The organism is Sporosarcina koreensis, from assembly GCF_000826145.2.
In the GTDB taxonomy this organism is placed as follows: domain Bacteria; phylum Bacillota; class Bacilli; order Bacillales_A; family Planococcaceae; genus Sporosarcina; species Sporosarcina trichiuri.
Genome location: NZ_LN651337.1, coordinates 1,437,372 through 1,457,014, shown reverse-complemented (window position 1 = coordinate 1,457,014; position 19,643 = coordinate 1,437,372). Strand labels below are relative to the sequence as shown.

Annotated in this window: 15 protein-coding genes and 1 pseudogene; 8 read left to right on the top strand and 8 right to left on the bottom strand. The window is 55.0% G+C overall.

Translation table 11 applies throughout. The annotated features are described in order from the left end of the window. Window positions 1–256 precede the first annotated feature (256 nt). Genes BN1190_RS12925 through BN1190_RS12915 form a run of 3 tightly spaced genes read left to right on the top strand, consistent with a single transcriptional unit; the run spans window position 257 to window position 3,393 of the window. Window positions 257–823: a glycerol-3-phosphate acyltransferase gene (locus BN1190_RS12925; RefSeq protein ID WP_052461871.1), complete on the top strand. Its 567-nt coding sequence runs from the start codon at window positions 257–259 to the stop codon at window positions 821–823. Next, a complete protein-coding gene (locus BN1190_RS12920; RefSeq protein WP_040287424.1) occupies window positions 820–2,427 on the top strand; it encodes an aminotransferase class V-fold PLP-dependent enzyme in 1,608 nt (535 codons plus the stop codon). Before BN1190_RS12925 ends, BN1190_RS12920 begins: the two co-directional genes overlap by 4 nt. A 15-nt stretch (window positions 2,428–2,442) precedes the next feature. Continuing rightward, complete coding sequence (locus BN1190_RS12915) at window positions 2,443–3,393, top strand: hypothetical protein (protein ID WP_040287423.1); 951 nt, start codon at window positions 2,443–2,445, stop codon at window positions 3,391–3,393. Window positions 3,394–3,404: 11 nt separating this feature from the next. Here BN1190_RS12915 and BN1190_RS12910 read toward each other — a convergent pair whose 3' ends face one another. Continuing rightward, window positions 3,405–3,773, bottom strand: coding sequence for a VOC family protein (locus BN1190_RS12910; RefSeq protein WP_040287422.1), 369 nt, complete (start codon window positions 3,771–3,773; stop codon window positions 3,405–3,407). Between the two features lie 198 nt (window positions 3,774–3,971). On the opposite strand from BN1190_RS12910, the gene BN1190_RS12905 reads away from it, so the two are divergent. Further along, window positions 3,972–5,621: a catalase gene (locus BN1190_RS12905; protein WP_040287421.1), complete on the top strand. Its 1,650-nt coding sequence runs from the start codon at window positions 3,972–3,974 to the stop codon at window positions 5,619–5,621. A gap of 490 nt (window positions 5,622–6,111) precedes the next feature. After that, window positions 6,112–6,591: a GNAT family N-acetyltransferase gene (locus BN1190_RS12900; protein WP_040287420.1), complete on the top strand. Its 480-nt coding sequence runs from the start codon at window positions 6,112–6,114 to the stop codon at window positions 6,589–6,591. Between the two features lie 565 nt (window positions 6,592–7,156). On the opposite strand, the gene BN1190_RS12895 is transcribed toward BN1190_RS12900, so the two are convergent. Together BN1190_RS12895 and BN1190_RS12890 are read right to left on the bottom strand one after the other, a co-directional pair. Next, a complete protein-coding gene (locus BN1190_RS12895) occupies window positions 7,157–9,214 on the bottom strand; it encodes a catalase (protein ID WP_040287419.1) in 2,058 nt (685 codons plus the stop codon). Between the two features lie 140 nt (window positions 9,215–9,354). Then, window positions 9,355–10,089 (bottom strand): zinc ribbon domain-containing protein, encoded by a 735-nt coding sequence (locus BN1190_RS12890; protein WP_040287418.1) that lies wholly within the window; start codon window positions 10,087–10,089, stop codon window positions 9,355–9,357. A 136-nt stretch (window positions 10,090–10,225) separates the two neighbouring features. Between BN1190_RS12890 and BN1190_RS12885 the strand changes: the two genes are divergently transcribed. Continuing rightward, a complete protein-coding gene (locus tag BN1190_RS12885; protein WP_082023409.1) occupies window positions 10,226–10,843 on the top strand; it encodes a solute carrier family 23 protein in 618 nt (205 codons plus the stop codon). Continuing rightward, window positions 10,792–11,121: pseudogene (locus tag BN1190_RS12880) on the top strand (cupin domain-containing protein); the annotation flags it as partial. The gene BN1190_RS12885 and the pseudogene BN1190_RS12880, both read left to right, overlap by 52 nt. 163 nt (window positions 11,122–11,284) lie before the next feature. On the opposite strand, the gene BN1190_RS12875 reads toward BN1190_RS12880, so the two are convergent. The 4 genes from BN1190_RS12875 to BN1190_RS12860 form a co-directional block, all read right to left on the bottom strand. Next, the gene (locus BN1190_RS12875; protein WP_040287415.1) at window positions 11,285–12,769 is read right to left on the bottom strand and encodes an FAD-dependent oxidoreductase; all 1,485 of its coding nucleotides are present in this window, start codon (window positions 12,767–12,769) and stop codon (window positions 11,285–11,287) included. Between the two features lie 144 nt (window positions 12,770–12,913). Further along, window positions 12,914–14,665 (bottom strand): GMC family oxidoreductase, encoded by a 1,752-nt coding sequence (locus tag BN1190_RS12870; protein ID WP_040287414.1) that lies wholly within the window; start codon window positions 14,663–14,665, stop codon window positions 12,914–12,916. Between the two features lie 21 nt (window positions 14,666–14,686). Further along, the gene (locus BN1190_RS12865) at window positions 14,687–15,544 is read right to left on the bottom strand and encodes a gluconate 2-dehydrogenase subunit 3 family protein (protein ID WP_040287413.1); all 858 of its coding nucleotides are present in this window, start codon (window positions 15,542–15,544) and stop codon (window positions 14,687–14,689) included. Between the two features lie 246 nt (window positions 15,545–15,790). Next, a complete protein-coding gene (locus BN1190_RS12860) occupies window positions 15,791–16,708 on the bottom strand; it encodes an NADP-dependent oxidoreductase (protein WP_040287412.1) in 918 nt (305 codons plus the stop codon). A gap of 461 nt (window positions 16,709–17,169) precedes the next feature. Between BN1190_RS12860 and BN1190_RS12855 the strand changes: the two genes are divergently transcribed. After that, on the top strand, window positions 17,170–18,864 hold the full coding sequence (locus tag BN1190_RS12855; RefSeq protein ID WP_040287411.1) for a methyl-accepting chemotaxis protein: 1,695 nt from the start codon (window positions 17,170–17,172) through the stop codon (window positions 18,862–18,864). A 213-nt stretch (window positions 18,865–19,077) separates the two neighbouring features. Here BN1190_RS12855 and BN1190_RS12850 read toward each other — a convergent pair whose 3' ends face one another. Beyond that, window positions 19,078–19,620: a GbsR/MarR family transcriptional regulator gene (locus BN1190_RS12850; protein ID WP_040287410.1), complete on the bottom strand. Its 543-nt coding sequence runs from the start codon at window positions 19,618–19,620 to the stop codon at window positions 19,078–19,080. Window positions 19,621–19,643: the final 23 nt, after the last annotated feature.

The following is a 19,643-nucleotide window of genomic DNA, read 5'->3' as shown; positions in this document are numbered from 1 at the left end:
GGGACTTGAGCGTTTGTGGCGATTGCTTGAGCGCTTCTTGTGAGGTTTGAGCGTTTGTGGCGATTGCTTGAGCGCTTCTTGTGGGGCTTGAGCGTTTGCGGCGATGCTTGATCGTTTCCCGCAGGGCTTGAGCGTTTGTAAGGGTGGCTTGATCACCTCCCCCCTTGCGGCCGCAAACTTTTCAGCTGTATGGACAGGAATAGTTTAGGGGTTTGTCGAAAGAAGGACGACAGACTTTGTAAGGGAGGACACCCTGATGATCGGACTGCTGCTGATCGGCTCGTATATGCTCGGCAATATGCTGCCCGCACTTTATGCCGGCAGGCGGACCGGCCGGTCGGTGCGCCAGCTGGGCAGCGGGAACCCGGGTGCGCGGAATGCCGGGCGGGTGTTCGGGAAATGGACGTTTGCTGCGGTTCTGACGGCGGATGCTGCAAAAGGTGCGCTGCCTGTACTCACCGCCGGCTGGCTTGGGTGTGAACCGGCCGTCCGGCTGCTGGCCCTGCTCGCTGTCATGCTCGGCCACTGCTTTCCGGCTGTCCATCGGTTCCGCGGCGGCAAGGGGGCGGCTTCGTTCGCAGGCGGCCTGCTGGCATTCGATCCGCTTGCGGCGGTTCCGGCCGTCCTGCTGTTCGCCGTGCTGTACCCGATCATACGGCGCACCACTGTTTCGGGGATCACTGCAGCTGCGGCATTCATTCCTTATTGCTTTGTTGTATATGGCACGGCTTCCGGAATTGCAGCAAGCGGTCTGATCGGGCTGCTGCTGGTCACCCACCGCAGCAATCTGCGAGTCATCTACAGAAAGGGGCGGTCTGAATGACGTATTATTACCGACTGGCTCAACTGCCGGGAGACGCGGAGCAGATCCACCGGCTGAATTACAAGACGTTCGTCGAGGAGATTCCGCAGCATGATCCGAATGATCAGCACCAGCTTGTCGACCCATTCCATGAGGAGAATACATATTTACTGTGCATGAAAGACGGGGAGCTTGCCGGTATGCTTGCACTCCGGGAAGCCCGTCCGTTCTCATTGGACAAAAAAATCGGTCCGATCGAACAGTCACTCGAGAACCCGCCGGAACGGCCTGTCGAAATCCGGCTGCTTGCGATGGAACCGGACCATCGGACAGGACGGCCGTTTTTCGGCATGCTGCAGGCCCTCGTGAACTGGTGCCTGAAAAAAGGCTATGATGCCGCCGTGATTTCCGGGACGGTACGGGAACTGAAGCTGTACAGGCGGCTCGGATTCAAGCCGTTCGCCGAGCCGGTCGGACCGGAACAGGCGACGTACGTGCCGATGATCTTGTCCCGGAAATCCTATAAAGAAAGTGCGGTGGGCCGTCTTGCTCGGCCGATGGTGAATTTCCTGCCGGGTCCGGCAGCAATTTCGGGGAAAGTCCGGCGGGCTCTTACGGAAGAACCGATGTCCCACCGATCGCCGGCGTTCACCCGCTTGCTGGGCTCAGTGAAGCAGCAACTGACGGATCTCACAGGGGCGGCCTTTGTGCATGTCATGCAGGGGACGGGGACGCTTGCGAACGATGCAGTCGCAGCCCAGCTGTCAAGGATCGCGGGGAGGGGGTTAATCCTCGTCAATGGGGAGTTTGGCCGCCGTCTGCTGGATCATGCCGAGCGGATGGGGCTGGATTTCGATCCGTTCGAAATGGAGGATGGCCGGGCGTTTCCGATGGAGGAGATCGGCCGTCAGCTCGATACCGGTGCATATGAATGGCTCTGGTTCGTCCACTGCGAGACGTCGACAGGTGTGCTGAACGATATGGACACGATTTCGCAGATCTGCCGCGATACAGGAGTGAAGGCCGCAGTGGACTGCGCCAGCTCATTAGGGACGGTTCCAATGGATCTCCGGACGGTCGATTTCGCATCTTCCGTCAGCGGCAAAGGGCTCGCGGGCTATACCGGTCTTGCCCTCGTGTTCCATAAGGAGCGGCTGGAGCCTGACCGAAGGCTGCCGCGATACTTGGATATCGGCCTATATGAAGAGTGCGGAGGGATTCCGTTCACCCAGTCGTCGAACTTACTGGCAGCGCTCGATCAGGCGCTCCGGAATCTGTCCCATGATCCGGACAGGCATTACGGGCAGCTCCGCCGGACAGCGGACAGGCTGCGGAATGGGGCGGAAGCGCTCGGTATTTCCGTACTGGCATCGGAAGAGTCGGCGAGTCCGGGAATCCTGACGTTCGTCCTGCCGGAAGGGCGATCTGCATGCCGTCTGGGGGATGACCTGTTCCTGAACGGCTTCCGGACGCATTACGAGAGTGGCTATCTCCTGGAGCGCAACTGGCTGCAGGCTGCGGTGATGAACAGTCCGGACGAACGGGAGACGGACCGGTTCCTGTCTGTGCTTGCGAAGCTTTCCGATCGTGAAACCTTATCGCCGGCTGCTCCGTATGAGTACTGAAAGGGGGCGGCTCGGATGAACCAAACGATGCAGGAGCGTCAGATGGCGCTGACGATGAAACGGAATGAATACGCGCGGGTCTGCCGCCGTCTGGAGGACGCTCAGAAACAGCTCAGTGAAGCGGAATCGGAGAACAGGCGGCTCGAGCGGGCGCTGACGAAAGAGCAGAAAGACGTGATGGACCTTGGCAAGTTCTCCTTCCTGAATAAACTGAAGGAGTGGACCGGCTCGCTCGATACACGGATGGAAAAGGAGATTTCGGAAGCGGCTGCGGCGGAAGTCGCCTACAATGAATCGGTCAAACACGTGGAAGATCTCGAATACGAGGTGTCGGTGCTCAAAAAGACCGCTGCCAATCCGGAGTACGTTTATTTGGAAGAAGAGTGGGAGGCATTCATCGAGGAAAAGGAATTATGGATACGGATGAATGACGAGACGTCCCAGGCGACACTGCAAAAGATCGCAGATGACCGCGTGCGCATCCGTTCGATGATGCGGGAACTCGATGAGGCGCTTGAAGCGGGGGAGAAGGCGGAACGCGCGCTCGACCGGGCGATCGACAAGCTGAGCAATGCGGAAGGGCTGTCGATGTGGGATACATTCCTCGGAGGCGGACTGCTTGTGTCGGCTCTGAAATACTCCGAAGTGAATAGTTCCGACGATCTCGTCCACCAGGCGCAGCGGGCGCTCCGTCATTATGAAACGGAGCTGATGGACGTCCAGGAAGCGGCGACCGCCTCGTTCCAGGTGAACCGCAACGACATCTTCACGTTCACCGATCTGTTCTTCGATAACATTTTCTCGGATTTTGCCGTCCATTCCCGGATTACGGAAGGGAAGCAGAAGCTGAATGATGTGTTGCAGGATGTGCGGCAGGTGCAGTCGCGGCTCAGACACAAGAAAGAAGCATCCGAAGCGGAATTGGTCCGCCTGGATGCCGATGAGAAACGTATTTTGCTGTCTTGATGATGTCCGGGTCAGTCGAACTCCAGGAATTCGATCCGGTTGCCGAACGGGTCGTGTGTGAAAAAACGCTTACGGCCATCAATCGGCGGTTCTTCGGAAATTTCATAGCCGGCTTCCTGCAGTGACTGCCGCAGGGACTCAAGCGCATGTACGGTGAATCCGGAATGCGCTTTTTTGGCTGCCTGGAAATCGGGCTGGATGCCGATATGGACTTCCTGGCTGCCGCAGGAGAACCAGCAGCCGCCCCGTGATTTCAGGTTTTCCGGTTTTTCGATTTCCGGCATGCCGAGCAGGTGCCCGTAGAAAGCGCGGGCCTGTTCCTCGGAACCCGGGGGTGCTGCGATCTGCACGTGGTCGATCCCTTTGAATGAATGCTCCAATTGTTTCACCTCGCTCCAGCTTCACTATACCGGTATCTGATGCACCTGGACAGTCGGAATAACGAATGGCTCTTGTTCGGTTATCCGAATTGCTATTAGTATTTACATTAGAATGTTTGTAATGTAGGAGACCGGGGTACACTGTGACCAGTATGAGGAAATTTCACTTTCCTACAATCTTGCTGGGGGGTATTCGGATTGGATAACGAACAGAACAAGGACAAACAGACGAATGACGACGGACAGCGGGAAACCTTGACGACGCGGCAGGGGCATCCGGTGAAGGACAACCAGAACATCCGGACGATCGGCGACCGTGGACCGGCGACGCTTGAGAACTATCATTTCATTGAAAAGATCTCGCATTTCGACCGGGAGGAGATTCCGGAGCGCGTCGTCCACGCCCGCGGGTCGGGCGCGCATGGTTATTTCGAGACCTATGGCAAGGTCGGCGATGAGCCGGTCGAGAAATACACACGGGCGAAAGTGTTTTCCGGAGCCGGTAAACGGACACCGGTCCTCGTGCGGTTCTCGACAGTAGGCGGCGCGAAGGATTCTCCGGAGACGGCACGCGATCCGCGCGGTTTCGCGGTCAAGATGTACACGGAAGACGGAAACTGGGATCTGGTCGGCAACAACTTGAAGATTTTCTTCATCCGCGATGCGATGAAGTTTCCGGATATGATACATGCGTTCAAAGCGGACCCGGCGTCGAACGTGCCGAATCCGCAGCGGATGTTCGACTTCGTATCGCGTTCGCCGGAAGCGACACACATGATCACCTTCCTGTTCTCCCCATGGGGCATTCCGGCGACGTACCGCCATATGCAGGGCTCCGGCGTCAACACGTACAAGTGGGTCAATGACAAAGGCGAAGCGGTTCTTGTGAAATATCACTGGGAGCCGAAGGAAGGCATCCGCAACCTGACGCAGGAAGACGCCGACGCCATCCAGGCGAAATCGGTCGGCCACGCGACGGAAGACCTGTATGAAGCGATCGAGCGCGGCGACTATCCGGAGTGGGAACTGTTCGTCCAGATCATGGAGGACGACTATCATGAGGAGCTCGACTTTGATCCGCTCGATGACACGAAGCTGTGGCCGGAGGATAAATTCCCATGGCTGCCGGTCGGCCGGATGGTGCTCGACCGGAATCCGAAAGATTTCCATACAGAAATCGAGCAGGCGGCATTCGGGACAGGCGTCCTCGTCGACGGGATGGACTTCTCGGATGACAAGATGCTCCAGGGGCGGACATTCTCGTACTCCGATACGCAGCGTTACCGTGTCGGCTCGAACTATCTGCAGCTGCCGGCGAACGCACCGAAAACACACGTGCGGACGAACCAGCAGCGCGGTCAGATGGATCACCGGGATCCGAACGAATCCGGCGGCAACCCGCACATCAACTACGAACCGTCCATGCTGGGCGGCCTGCAGGAAGCGGACGGCGCAGAACGGCCGCCGCACCGCCCGACATTCAATGCAGCAGCGATGAGCGCCCCGATCGACCGGCCGAACAACTATGGCCAGGCCGGCGAGACGTTCCGCATGTTCGAAGACTGGGAGCGCGAGGAGCTCATCAAGAACCTGTCCGATGCGCTGGCGCAATGTGACAGCCGCATCCAGGAAGCGATGATCGAGCACTTCACGCAGGCGGACAAAGACTATGGCCGTCTCGTGAAGGAAGGCATCCAGAAGAAGATGGATGAAATGAAGAACATGGATACAGCAGGACAAGTGCCGGGCCGCGAATCCGGCAAATCCAAATTCGGATTCGGCACACCGAAGATGCAGGAAGCGGCAGAAGACGCCGTCGAGAAAGGCAAAGACGCCGATCCGTATTGATTGATGCATAGCTGAACGAAGAGCCCTCTGACCGGTAGTGGATCAGGGGGTTTTTGGTGCGTCAGGGGCTGAATTCCTGGTTGGTCTTCTGAGGGATGGCTGGTGAAGGGCATTCATCGCGGCACGACGGGGGTCGCAGGCATGCCATCCGTACGCGTCCGCGGTTAAGGGGCAGGCATACAGAGCGCATTTGTGAAGTTAAGATCACTTTCTGGCGTTTATGAGCGCAAAATCGGTTTTATGATCACTTTCCGGGATTTATGATCACTTTGCTGACTTTATGAGCGGAACCAGAGATTTATGATCACTTTTGAAGATTTATGAGCAAAATCCAGGTTTTATGATCATTTTTCATCATTGAAGAGCTGCAGCCTATGGAATTGCCGTCGATGCCGGGCAAGATTGTTCTCCTTCTGTGTCGGAAACGATGGTAGACTGGAGATAACTTAGATGTTTAGGAACACTGGAGAGTTGAAAGGGGCTGAGGACGATGACGATCCGTCCAATCGAACAGAAAGACAACGCGGTAATGGAGCGGATCATCAAGCAATCGCTCGAAGCGGTCGGTCTCGACATACCGGGGACCGCTTATACGGATCCGCAGCTCGGTGATCTGTATGGCCACTATGCCGGTATTCCGGAAGCTGCCTACTGGGTGGCAGCGGACGAGGACGATCGTGTGCTCGGCGGTGTCGGAATCGGACCGTTCGATGAAGCACAGGGGATCTGCGAACTGCAGAAGCTGTATGTCGCGCCGGAAGCACGGGGGCGCGGGCTGTCAGGGGAGCTGATGGCGGAAGCTTTGGCGTTTGCCGGTCGGCATTATACGTCATGCTATCTGGAGACATCCGTGAAACTTGCAACCGCGAACCGGCTGTATGGAAAGCTCGGATTCCGAAAATTGGAGCGACCGCTCGACGGGTCGGAGCACGGCGCGATGGATGCTTGGTATATGAAAGACTTGAAATGAGACGGTGAAGGACAACTGAACAGAGCTGATCTCCAATGTGAGAAAGCCCGGATCCTGAAAATGGATCCGGGCTTTCGTCTTTCGGTTCACACCAGTTGGAAGTTCCGGATTCTATACAGGGGGAGTATCGGACACTTCACGCAAAGTATCGGACTTTTCGCCGGGCATATCGGACACTTCGCGAAATTTATCGGCATCCGGGCACAATTCAAGGGCCTGGATGGTGCTCGCGGTGCTCGTTTTCTGCGGGACCGTCACGGTCGCGGCTGCGGACTGATGCATAGCTGCCGTCATGGCGCGAGCAGAGGGACAAGTCAGATGCCCGCGCGGGGATATCGGACAAATCAGGGGGAGTATCGGACACTTGGCAGGAGTTATCGGACACTTCATGCGAAGTATCGGACATTTCGCCGGGAGTATCGGACATTTCGCCGAACTTATCGGCATTCGGGCACAACTCGCATCAGCCAGGCTGTGTGTATATACACTCTCATCCGTGTGTGGGCAAAAGCACAGCGGCCCCTCTTCGCAGAGAGGGGCCGCTGTATGTCATCAAATTATTCCTTCACGTACGATCCCAGAACCGGTGCTGGGCGATAGCATTCACGAAGCGGACGGTGAAGTCTCCTTGATTGGAAGCGAACACGACGCCGTCGAGGTTGTTCGCCGGGGTTGTCTGAATGTAATTCTGGCCGGTGGCGGCCACGCCGATCGGCTTATAGTGTTTGTAATGTTCCTGCACGAAGTCGGAAACGCCCTGATCGAATTTGACTTGACCGGCTGTATTGCCGCCGACGACATAGCTCGCATCATACAGGACGGGGTACTTATTCTTGAAGGTTTGATCGACCTTCAGCTTTGTGCCGTCTGCTGCGGTCACTTTGCCCAAACGGTCACTGACGATATCATAGAAGACGCCGTACTGGTCGAATGCTTTCAGCGTCTGCTTTACTTCAGCCGCATTGAACCCATTGCCGATCAGTACAGCGACTTTCTGTGTATAGGCATAGTGCGGGGTGTTCGCCTGGCTGAGGGCGGGAGAACTTTTAGTGATGTTGACCTGCTTCGTTTTCGGACGATCCACGCCGATATGATCGGCGATGACGCAGGCCATACCGTAATCGACACGTGCCCACATCTCCACGTTCTTCTGACGGATTTCCTTGCTCTTCACGTACTCCAGGTGGTAGATGAATGTGTCGGTCATATCCTGCTGTTCGACCTTCGTGAGACTGTTCCAGAACAGGCGGGCCTGTGAGAAAAAGTCCTCAAATGATTCGCTCGGGAAATCCCGGGTCAGGTGGCCCTCAACCGGCTGTGCCGTGTGGGCGTACCCCCCTTCCGAGAAAGGAACTTCAGCAGGCGTATTGCCCGCAAGCTTATTATTGTGGTACGTGACCGCATCCGTATCAATCCGGTATTTCGAGTAGCTGTCCCGCTGGTTTGTGTTCACCTCAGACACAGGTTTGTTGACCGGGATCTGATTGAGGTTAGCAGTGCCGAGACGGTGGTAATCGGTGTCGCGATAGGCGAACGAACGGCCTTGCAGCACCGGATCATTCGTGAATTCAATACCGGGTACCAATGTCGCCGGATCGAAGGACGACTGCTCTTCTTCCGCGAAGAAGTTGTCGACCTGCCGATTCAGTGTCATTTTGCCGATGTATTCTACCGGGATGACTTCTTCCGGCCATAATTTCGTATCATCGAGAATATCAAAATCATAATCGAATTCCTTCTCTGTCTCTATCAGCTGGACACCCAATTCATACTCCGGATACGCGCCTTTTTCGACAGCTTCCACAATATCCCGCCGGTGGAAATCCGGATCGACTCCTCCTATCACATTCGCCTCATCCAGAAGTAATGAATGCACGCCAAGAACCGGACGCCATGTAAATCGGACGAAGATGGTCTTCCCGTTTTCGTTCACAAACCGGAATGTATTGATCGGCCAGCCGGCCATCATGCGCCAGCTTCGCGGCCGGCCGCGGAACGACATGAGCCACATGACCATATGCGCGGTTTCCTGGTTGCTGACGACATAATCCCAGAAACTATCATGCGCCACAGTCGCCTGGGGGATGTCGGTAATCGGATTCGGCTTTACGGAATGCGTCACGTCCCTGAATTTCATGGCATCCGCCAATAGGAAGACGGGGAATTGGAGGGAAAGCATATCGTAATTCCCTTCTTCCGTATAAAACTTCACCGCAAACCCGCGGATGTCGACTGCAGTATCTTTGGATCCTTTGCTGCCGACGAAATTCGAAAATCGGCAAAATACAGGTGTCTTCGTCCCGGGTGTCTGCAGGAACTTCGCCACCGTGTGCTGTTTCATCGATTTATACAGCTCGAAGTCGCCGTAAAGCCCGAATCCCCGGGCGTGTACGACTTTCTCCGGAATCCGCTCACGGTTGAAACTGGATTGCTTGCGGTAGAAGTGGATGTCATTCAGCAAGGTCGGTCCCCGTTTGCCTGCACGCAATGACCGCTGATCATTCGATACTTTGAAACCCGTATCGCTCGTCATCTCCTGACCGGGACCCGTATTCGTCTCCCGGTACTGTTCGAGCTGTTCGCTCTTTTCATCTTGCGGCCGCCGGTGTTCTTCTTTATCCATCCCATCACCTCTTCTGTATCAATGTTCCAATGTATGCTCCGCGGAAGCAGCTTATTCGGATATATAAGCCGGAACGAGCCCGTTACTGCGTATTGGCTGCGCAAGGCCGCCGGACGGGATCGAAATTCCTGCGTGCCGCGTCAGCGGAAGACACCCAGCATTCCGCCGATTGCGGTGTCGGCGATGAGCACCAGCAGAACGATCACACCGACGATCGTGCAGGAAGCGTAGAACAGGAGGCCATTGAACCCGTCGATCGTATCGGGAAAATCAGAGAGCATCGTCAGCGTGACGTACAGAGGGACGAGAATGAAAGCGACAGCAGCACTTACGGAAAGCAGGATCACCGCGAGCGAGTGGGCATCGAGGAATGTAAGGAGCAGAGAGGCTGATGAAAGGATGATCGGCACTGCAAAAAAGCCGCCGAGTTTCCGGATCAGTTCGGGGAGCGGCTGCGTAACGGAGAACGTCATGGCGGTTGCTTTGATGGCTGCCAGATTGATGGAGAGAAACAGGAGGAGCAGCAGACTGCCTTTCAGCAGGATGGACAGCCAGGCAGGGGCGAGCAGCTGTGCAGCGTAGAGTGAATAGAAAGAGGTGGCGGCCAGAAAGACGTACAGCAAAATACTCATCACGCTGTACGGAAAACTGCTCTCCGGTGTGTGGATATGGGAGGACGGCGCTTTTGCCTGACTGACGACAAACCGGAAGAAGGACTGCACCTCTTTGCCGAAGTCCCCCCAGGTCCCGTTGGAAGCTGATGGATTTTCGACGACGGTTTCTGCCCGTTTCCGTGCAGATGAATAAGATGTCCCGCATTCCCCGCAGAAGTTCCCTTCAAGCTGCGCATGGCTGCAAACCGGACAAGTCTTCAAGACGATCACTCCTAATTCGGATGGTTGCCAGAGTGTATGCGGGAGGTGAAGGGGATAGTCATACATTTCTTATTTCAAATTTATTGCCAGGTCAGCAGACGGAGTGAGGATCCGTGCGGCATAACTCCGTGTTTAAATGGAATATGACAGGGAATGGGCGATAGTACTGGAAAATATTAAATTAGAAGGTCGTCAGATGGATATTAAAAAAGACCTACATACCTTGAAGAAGCCGGCGGACTGGGTTGCGGGGGTGGAATGGTTCTTTTTCATCTTCGCAAACATCGTGATCATTCCGCTGACCGTCGGGAAAGCTTTCAATCTGCATCAGGACAGTATCTTCACCACCCTCCAGCTTTCGTTTGTCGTGACGGGGATGGCTTGTCTGGCGCAGGCGTTTTTCGGACATAAACGAGCGATCCTCGAGGGCCAGTCAGGTCTCTGGTGGGGAATGGTGTTGTCCATTGTCAGCCTGGCGAGTTCGCAAGGCCTGTCAATGGGGGAACTTGGCGGCAGTCTGACGGTAGAATTCCTTATTTCCGCTGTTTTGACTGCTGGTATCGGTCTGCTCGGTCTGGGGCCGAAACTTTGCAAGCTCTTTAAACCGGGCGTCATGGGTGTTTTCATGCTGCTTTTCGGTTTCACGCTTAGACCCCGCTCTCGGACCTCCGGAGAATGGCTATGCCAACAAGGGGGATACGACACCCGAATGAGGACGAATGGCAATATTATCTCGAAGGCCAGGGCCGTATGACCGTATTCGCTTCAGGCGGTAAATCACGGACCTATGATTATCAGGCCGGAGATGTCGGCTATGTACCATTTGCGATGGGGCATTACATCCAGAACACCGGTGATACGCCGCTTGTGTTCCTTGAAATGTTCCGCAGCGATCACTTCGTGGACGTTTCATTGAACCAGTGGATGTCCCAGACACCACCGGAACTGCTGAAAGAGCACTTGCCGCTAAGTGATGATTTCATCAAGAACGCTCTGCACAGCGACAAGCGGCCGAACGTAAAATTTGAATGATCATCTCAATCCGACTATCTGTCCTCTCCCGGGCAGATAGTTTTTGTTTGCAGGTAAAAAAGGAGTGTTCGAGAGTTCCATCCGAATCGCTGAAAAGCCGCACGTAATCCAGGCATGGACTACGTGCGGCCTTTCTTTTGAATGTATGTCTGGTTTCTCCATATCAGAAAGGGTTGATCCCTTTCAGCGGTTCTTTTGCGGGGCCGGCAATGACTTCGCCGGACCCTTTGAAGACGGATCCGTGACATGGGCGATCCCACGTTTCATCGCCGTCGTTCCAGGACACTTCACAGCCGAGGTGCGTACAGGATAAGTCGACATAATGGATGGTGCTGTTATGGTCTTTGTACATGCCTGCCGGCTCGCCATCCTGTTTGAACTTCTTCGCCTGTCCGTTGTGCAGACGGTCTGCCAGTTCGGAAAGGGAGGGTTCGCTGTCCGTCTTTTCCTGTTCCTCATCAGGCTGTCTGCGCTGCGGACTCAGCAGCTCTTTGTATTTGTTTGGCTGACCGGTGATCAGATCCGTGATGAGCTGTGCAGCGGTGCCTGAAATGGCCAGCCCCCATTTGCTGTAGCCTGTCATGACATACATTTTGTCATCGCCCTCTTCGATCGGTCCGATGAAGGGACGGCGGTCGGGGGTCATCAGGTCGTGCTCCGACCAGTAGGCGAGCATCTCGGTGAGACCGAATTCGGCTTTCGCGAATTCCCGGATCGATTCGTAATGATCGATGGTGGACGTATCATTGCCGGTCGGATGCGTGTCACCGCCGACGATGAGGATCGGCTGGTCTCCGTCATGCGCGCCGCGGAACGTCCGCTTCGGATCATCGTCGCTGATGTACATCCCTTTGTCGAAGGCTTTATCGCTTTTGAAAGCGGTCAGATGGGATGTCATCGGTTTCAGGGTGTTGGAATAGAACGAGTGCGGATCTTCGACAGGGAACAAGGTGGCGAGAACCGCCTGTTTGCATGTGATCGTATACGGTGTATCAGTTGTCAGCGTCAGATGATCGCTATGATACGCCTTGTCCATATAGCGGGTATGCTGATAGATCCTGCCGCCCAACTTATGGATCTCTTTCAGGACACCGTGCAGGAATCTGACCGGATGGAATTCCGCCTGATCCCGCAGGACGAGTGCCGAGGCGACGTTGAAATCGAGAGGGATCGAATCGGTAAGTCCGCCGTCCGCCCCGATCTGTCTGTAGGCGTCCGCTTCGTTCCGCAAGCTGTCGGAATGGCTGCCGTCCTGCGAAAAGACATAGGAATCCATATCCGAGAAATCGCAGTCGATCGAATGTTCTTTGACGACGGATCGGATGAAGCCGAGTCCGTCTTCGTTTGCTTCATAGTATTGTTTTGCAGTATCCGCTCCGTCGCGTCCGATCATTTCGTGATAGATCAGCTGATGCTGGGCGGACAGTTTGGCAGTCGTGCCGCCTGTGCTGCCTGCTCCGAATTCACGCGCTTCCACAAGCGCCACCGATTGTCCGGCTTTGGCGAGACAGTAGGCAGCGAGGACTCCGGAGATCCCGCCGCCGATGACAGCTGTATCCACTTCGATATCCTCTGCCAGTTTCGGGTAACTGACCCCGCCTCCTGTCGTCTTCCAGAATGAATGCTGGGTACCTTGGATGTGACTCATGCTATAACCTCCTGATGATAAAGTTTCCTATTTATTACCTACCTTTCTATCGCGGAGTTAAACATCCGGCACTCCCTGTGGAACACGGAAAAAGACGGCTCATCGGATGGATGAGCCGCCTGATGGTTTGTGCAAAAGAGCTGATCAGGAAAGGGCAGTCTGTTCCGCCTGGACGAGGAGGCCGCCTTCCTTCAGATACCGGTCGATGCCGTCTGCTGTCCGGTAGGCGAGCGCCCCGACGGTTTCAGTCGGATTGTAGTTGCCGAAATGCGGGAAAGAGGAGGCGCCGGCGACGAACAGATTGTCCATCTCCCACATCTGCTGATAGCTGTTGAGTGCGGAGGTGGCCGGGTCATCCCCCATGATGACGCCTCCCGCAAAGTGACCGGTCGTGTAGGAGTTGTTGAACTCCGTATCATCTTCCACTTTGTCAGGTTCCACCGTGTCCGCACCCATCTCTTTCATGATTTTCGTGCATACATCGATGGCATAGCGCATCAGGTTTTTATCCTGGTCGGTGTATTTGTTCGTCACACGAAGAAGCGGATCGCCGCGGAAATCGGTGTATGTCGGATCGAGATCCATGTAGTTGTGATCCCACGGCATCGTGCCGGTCAATGCATTGACGTATAGATGACGATTGGCATAATGGATCGACTTGTCCTTGAACTCCTTGCCCCACGAAGGGGTGCCCGACGGGACGAAGTTGTTTTCGATCGGCCGCAGACCCGACACCTGATGCTGCACTTCAAAGCCATGCAGGAAATCGAGATCGGTGTGGTCGAGATCATCAGCAGCGAAATCGTCGAACGTGGCACCGAGTGCGCCCGCCCCCATGAAGGTGTTGAACTCCTTCTTCTCGAAGAAGCCCCGTGCACCGAGATAGTTGATGTTGCTGAAGTGGCCTGTGAAATTTTTGCCGATGATCCCTTCGCGGGTCTTCGGGTTATATGGTGTCCCGATCTTTGACAAAAGCATGAGGCGGGTGTTGGAGAAGATGAATCCTGCAGCGACGACGACATCCGCCGGCTGTTCGTATTCCTGGCCGGTCAGGGTGTCGGTGTACAGGACCCCCGTCGCTTTGCCATTCTGGTGCAGGATGCGGTGAGCATATGCGTTGTAGCGGAGCTCATAGTTGCCGGTCTTCTGGGCTGTCTTCAGGACAGTGATGATCGGATCGGCTTTCGCACCGAAATGGCAGCCGTAGGTTTCACAAAATGCACAGTAGACACAGGCGTTGATCGTTTCGCCGTCTGGGTTCGTATACTGCTCTGTCACGTTTGCGGTCGGCAGCTGGTATGGATGATAGCCCAGTTTTTCCGATGCATCCTTGAACAGCCGGATGGACGGCGTTTCAAGGGACGGGACATTCGGGTAATCATCCGAACGTTTCGGACCGATCGGGTTCGGTTCCCCGGAAATGCCTGCTGTCTTTTCATATTTGTCATAGTATGGTTCCAGATCATCATAGGTCAGGCCCCAGTCCTGGATGGTCATCCCCTCGGGAATCTTGGATTCGCCGTACCGCTCGATCGTTTTCGAGCGGATTTCGAAGTCATACGGGCGGTACCGGAAGTTGACGCCATTCCAATGGACGCCAGAACCGCCTTTGTCGGTGCCGAGTATTGCGTTTTTATTCGTCCGGACAGGCAGGGCTTCTTCATCCTTCGTTGCCCGGGAGGTCATCGTGTCTTTTGACAAGTCCTGCATGAGGGCATAGCGCTGGGAGTAGCGCAGTTCGTCTTTCTCGCCTTTGAAATCTGCGACTTCCCGGTCCTCGCCACGTTCGAGGGCCACCACCTTGTAACCTTTTTTGGAGAGTTCAGCACCGATGATGCCGCCTGCCCACCCGCTGCCTATGATTGCCACGTCCACTTTTTTCAGTTTTTTCGCCAAGGTGCATTCCTCCTGTGTCGTTTAATGCTGCTGGGTGTCTTTCAATGCGACCGGCTTCAGTTTCGCAAATTCATCTTTCTCAATAGCACCCATATAGGCAGGGTACGCGCCTGGGTAATTGCGCATCTTCCAGCCTTCCATGTTTTTGTTGCCGCCATAGATCGGATCGGAGTAAGCGCCTTCCAATGTCGCCTGGTGCAAGAGTGCGAAGAAGACGGAGGACGGAACGCCTTTCATCTTCGCTTTGCCGTCTTCGAACTTGTGCAGCAGATCGATCTGCTGCTCTTCCTCCAACTCGTAGTAAGGCTTTTTGAATTGGTCCTGGCTGTTGCTGTTGAGTGCGCGGAGGCCGTATGTAAAGATTTCGCGCCGGGTCAAGATGGACTGATCCTGCAGATGGGAATCGGCCGGGTCTTCTCCCTGGCTGCTTGCGCCGACCGGTTTCGGATTGGCGGCTTCCGTAGAGGCATCCGGATCCAGCTGGCCGGTTTCATATACTTTGAACGGGCCTTTCCGGTAATCCCGGGCGTTTATGCCCCAATCGCCTGCGAGCTGTTTGTCGATGAAGAAAGGGACACCAAGTCCGATTGCCCCGGGACCGTGATGATCTTCAGGGAAAATACATTCGGTTGCAGCTTCCAGTGCCTTGAAGTCTTCTTCCCTTGTGAAAAATATGCGGGCTTCCTGGAACGAGGTCGTCGTTTCGGTCTTATCCTCTTTTTTCTCCTTCTCGTTTTTGCGGTCGTTGATGAACAAACCGCCGAGCAGGGAACCGCCGACGACTCCGCCGGCGACCATGCCGCTGTTCTTCAGGAACGTCCGACGGCTCATCGGTGAACTTTGCGGCTCTTTATCGGGAGTCTGTTTCTCGTCTGCCATCTTGTTCGCACCCTCCTCATGATAAAAGGACAGACGGCACAGCCTGTCTGTCTTCCTGTATTTCGAATTTATCAGGCTTGCAGACTATTCAGCAAGCCGCCATTATGTTATACCCTTATTTTGCGATTGTATTCGCATTCAACAGAGAAAGTTCAGGAGGGTGAGAACACCGCATGGAAGGGGGGACCCGTTTCCATGCGGTGCTGGCAAAATGCTGAAGTGGATGAGCGGGTATTCCCAGCCGTGTCAATCCAGGGAGAGGACGAGTTTTCCCCGGGCATGACGCGTCTGCGTTTTCCTGAGTGCTTTCAGTCCCTCGTCGAATGGATAGACTTCTTCGATGACAAGCTGTGTCTTTCCAACCGAGATGAATGCGAACAAGTTTTTCAGCTGGCTGCGGACGTCCGCTTTGTGCGGCACGAATGCAACATGGATGCTGCGTTCCGGTTTGAACCGGTCGCCCGAGATGGTGATGACCGTACCGCCGTCTTTTACGATGTGCATACTGTCGGTTCCTGTGCCCGGCTGAATGGCGATCGCCGCGTCCACTCCGTCCGGCATCCAGTCACGGATTTGGTCGGCCCAGGCCGGGTCCCGGTAATCGACTGTTTTGTCCGCGCCGAGTGATTTCATATACGCATGGTTTTTCGGCGAGGCGGAACCGGCCACGTTCCAGCCGCGTGCTTTGGCGATCTGGATGGCGAATGTTCCGATGGCGCCGGAAGCGCCTGCGATGAAGACGGAATCACCCGCTTCGAGCGGCAGTGCCGTCAATGCACGGAGCACCGTGTTGCCGGCGACGGGGATAGCGGCCGCTTCTGTAAAACTCATAGGTCCGGGAATCGGGATGATAAGAGAGTCTTTCCGGACAGCGGCGTACTCGGCCCATGTACCGCCCTTCGGCTGCATCATGCTGACAAACGCGATGCGATCCCCGGGCTGGTATTCAGTCACCGCACTGCCTGCTTTCTCGACAATTCCGGCCGCTTCGATGCCGATCGCATATGGATACTGGATGTCCTGCGGAAGGAAATAAGAATCGTGGATGCCGACGCCGACCGCTTTGACACGAACCAGCAATTCGTCCTCTGAAATGGCAGGAATCTCCGTCTCCTGAAGCGCGATATCATCTGGCGCGTCGCTTCGTTTTACAAACGCTTTCATAGTTGTATCCTCTCCTTCAAAGAATTTTGTGAATTCAGTGTAGCATGCGCAGGAGCTGGTGGCCGGCGTGGAGGGGTGGACGTGCGCTGCATGGTCAGCGGGGGATTCGAGAAGTATCGGACAGTTGGCCTCGGGTATCGGACATATCGGTCGAAGTATCGGACGTATCGCCGGATATATCGGACAAATCGGTCGAAGTATCGGACACATCGCCGAATTTATCGGCATCCGCACACAATTCAGTGATGGCCTTTACGGCAGTCTGCAGCATGGTCATAATGAAATTTAAAAGGTTTGACGTAGTAATGTTATGGCATTATATAGAACGACAGGGAAGAAAGTCATTAAAAAATATAAAAACTAGTGACTTTAGACTCGCATGGAACTATAATAGCTTTTGTGTTCAAAATAGAAACGAAACAGAAGCGGCCATATAGGTCACGCAGAAGAAGGGGAATATCATGAAACGATTCAAAGGGTTCAAAAGTCTCAAAGGCCGGTTGCTTACTGCATTTGGCATAGTATTGCTGATGGTGCTGGGAATGGGAGTCTATACGGTGTTCTCGGTCAACTCGGTGAACAAGATGACGAAGGAGATTGTCGAGCAGGACACCCGGCTGATGGCGACGGATCTCAAACTCGCCAATACAATGTCCGGCCGGCTGTCTGCAGTGCGTGCATACATATTATTCGGAGATGAAAAGTATAAGAAGGAATTTCTCGAACTGACAGAGGAAGGGAAAGCTTTGCAGGCCCAGTCGGAAAAACTGGGGGCATCCGGGGAGTTCGGCGACTTGGTGGATCGGATGATCAGCTGGCGGAAGCAGCTGACAACGGATGTGATCGATATGTATGATCAGAACCGTCCGGAGCGGGCAGCGAAGAATCTGGATGCACTGTCGACGGAAGGGAACAAACTGATCGGGGAGTACCATGAAATTGCAAATAACCGTGAAAAGCTGACTGAACAGCACGGTGAGGAGATCATTTCGAGCGGGAAACAGACGCTCACTTGGATATCCGCAGTCCTTCTGGCGGTTCTGATTGTGAGTATTGGTGCTGCATTGGTGACTGGCCGGATCATCACCAATCCGATCCGCCGCGTCATGGAACGGATGGGTCAGATTGCGGATGGCGATCTGAGCCAGGAACCGCTCGAAGTCAGGACACGTGATGAAGTCGGCCAGCTGGCTGCAGCCACAAATGAGATGAGCAGCCGCACACGCAGCATGCTGAATGATATCGACGGCGTCTCATCGTCGGTCTCGGCACACAGCGAGGAGCTGACGCAGTCGTCGAATGAAGTCAATGCGGCGTCCCGGCAGATTGCAGTGACCATGCAGGAACTGACGTCAGGCATCGAAAGTGAAGCGAATACGGCCACGGATCTGGCGATGGTGATGGAGCGGTTTGCGGAGCGCGTGGAAGATGCGAATACTCGCGGTGAAGCGGTCCGGGAAGCTTCCGAATCGGTACTTGCGAAAACGGGAACCGGGTCGGATCTTATGAAGGCGTCTTCCGAACAGATGGAGCGGATCGATGCAATTGTCCAGGACGCTGTCAGCAAGATCAAAGGACTGGATGCCCAGTCGCAGGAAATTTCGAAACTTGTTGTCGTCATCAAGGATATCGCGGATCAGACGAATCTGCTGGCACTGAACGCGGCGATCGAAGCAGCGCGTGCAGGCGAGCGCGGCAAAGGGTTCGCCGTCGTTGCGGAGGAAGTGAGGAAACTGGCCGAGCAGGTCGCGGTGTCCGTGACGGATATTACAGGTATCGTCGGAACGATCCAGCAGGAATCCGGCAGTGTCGCCGGCTCCCTGGAAACGGGATATGAAGAAGTCGAGAAGGGCACAGCGCAGCTGAAGTCGACACAGGCGACGTTCGAAGAGATCCGCCAGGCAGTGGAAATGATGGCGGATGATATCGGCACCATTTCAAAGAACCTGGAGGATATCACAGCGGGCAGTGAAGAGATGAGCGAGTCGATTGAAGAGATTGCGGCCATCTCCGAGCAGTCGGCCGCGGGTGTGCAGGAGACATCCGCTGCGTCCCAGCAGACGAGCAGCTCCATGGAAGAAGTCGCAGGCAGTTCGGCGCAGCTGGCCCAGCTGGCAGAGGACTTGAACGGCCTGGTACGCGCGTTTAAATTGTGATTTGCTGAATAGAGAGCCCGGCTGCTGACTGGCAGCCGGGCTCTTTGGTATGACGGATGTCCGTATCGGCCACTTGATGCGGGGTATCGGACAGTTCGGCGTGGTTATCGGACACCCGGCGCGAAGTATCGGCCACATCACCGAATTTATCGGCATCCAGACACAATACATAGAAAAACGGCAGTCCGGGTTACAGCGGGACTGCCGTTTTTGTCATTTCTCGTTTTCTTCTATAGGGACCAGGTCAAAGATCTTATGGTCCTCGAAGGCATCGATCAGACGGTCGAGCCAGTCGTAATAAGCGAGTGTATAGGTGAGTTTTTCCATATCATTCTCCACCTCTGCAAGGAGTTCCTCCGTCAGACCCTCCTCGTTTTTCAGCTCTTTCAGCTCACGCAGCGACTTTCGGACGGCTGAAATATGAAGAGAGACGGCTCTTCGCCATTGGACTGTAAACATGTCGATAAAAATCTGATACCAATCTTCCTTCGCTTTGTACAGGTCTTTCCGGACGCCTTTCTCCCAGACCCGCTCCACGAGTTTCCCGTCCGACAGGGCACGGATGGAGGTGCTCATGCTCGTTTTACTCATCCCGAGCTTAGCGGACATATCATCCAATGTAAGCGGGCGATCCTCGAAGAACATCATACCGAACTGTCTGCCGGCAGACGGCGGGAGGCCATAGAGATGTATGTTCTGCGCAATTGACTCGGTTACTCGTTTACGGGATTTTTCCAATCTTTCCTCTGCATCCATACGGGATGACCTCCTTGCCCTAC

Bases quoted from the DNA above. Each gene is read 5' to 3' on its own strand.
- BN1190_RS12855 (WP_040287411.1), top strand. From the start codon at position 17,170: ATGAAACGATTCAAAGGGTTCAAAAGTCTCAAAGGCCGGTTGCTTACT.
- BN1190_RS12850 (WP_040287410.1), bottom strand. From the start codon at position 19,620: ATGGATGCAGAGGAAAGATTGGAAAAATCCCGTAAACGAGTAACCGAG.
- BN1190_RS12860 (WP_040287412.1), bottom strand. From the start codon at position 16,708: ATGAAAGCGTTTGTAAAACGAAGCGACGCGCCAGATGATATCGCGCTT.
- BN1190_RS12875 (WP_040287415.1), bottom strand. From the start codon at position 12,769: ATGAGTCACATCCAAGGTACCCAGCATTCATTCTGGAAGACGACAGGA.
- BN1190_RS12885 (WP_082023409.1), top strand. From the start codon at position 10,226: ATGGAATATGACAGGGAATGGGCGATAGTACTGGAAAATATTAAATTA.
- BN1190_RS12920 (WP_040287424.1), top strand. From the start codon at position 820: ATGACGTATTATTACCGACTGGCTCAACTGCCGGGAGACGCGGAGCAG.
- BN1190_RS12900 (WP_040287420.1), top strand. From the start codon at position 6,112: ATGACGATCCGTCCAATCGAACAGAAAGACAACGCGGTAATGGAGCGG.
- BN1190_RS12915 (WP_040287423.1), top strand. From the start codon at position 2,443: ATGAACCAAACGATGCAGGAGCGTCAGATGGCGCTGACGATGAAACGG.
- BN1190_RS12895 (WP_040287419.1), bottom strand. From the start codon at position 9,214: ATGGATAAAGAAGAACACCGGCGGCCGCAAGATGAAAAGAGCGAACAG.
- BN1190_RS12925 (WP_052461871.1), top strand. From the start codon at position 257: ATGATCGGACTGCTGCTGATCGGCTCGTATATGCTCGGCAATATGCTG.
- BN1190_RS12865 (WP_040287413.1), bottom strand. From the start codon at position 15,544: ATGGCAGACGAGAAACAGACTCCCGATAAAGAGCCGCAAAGTTCACCG.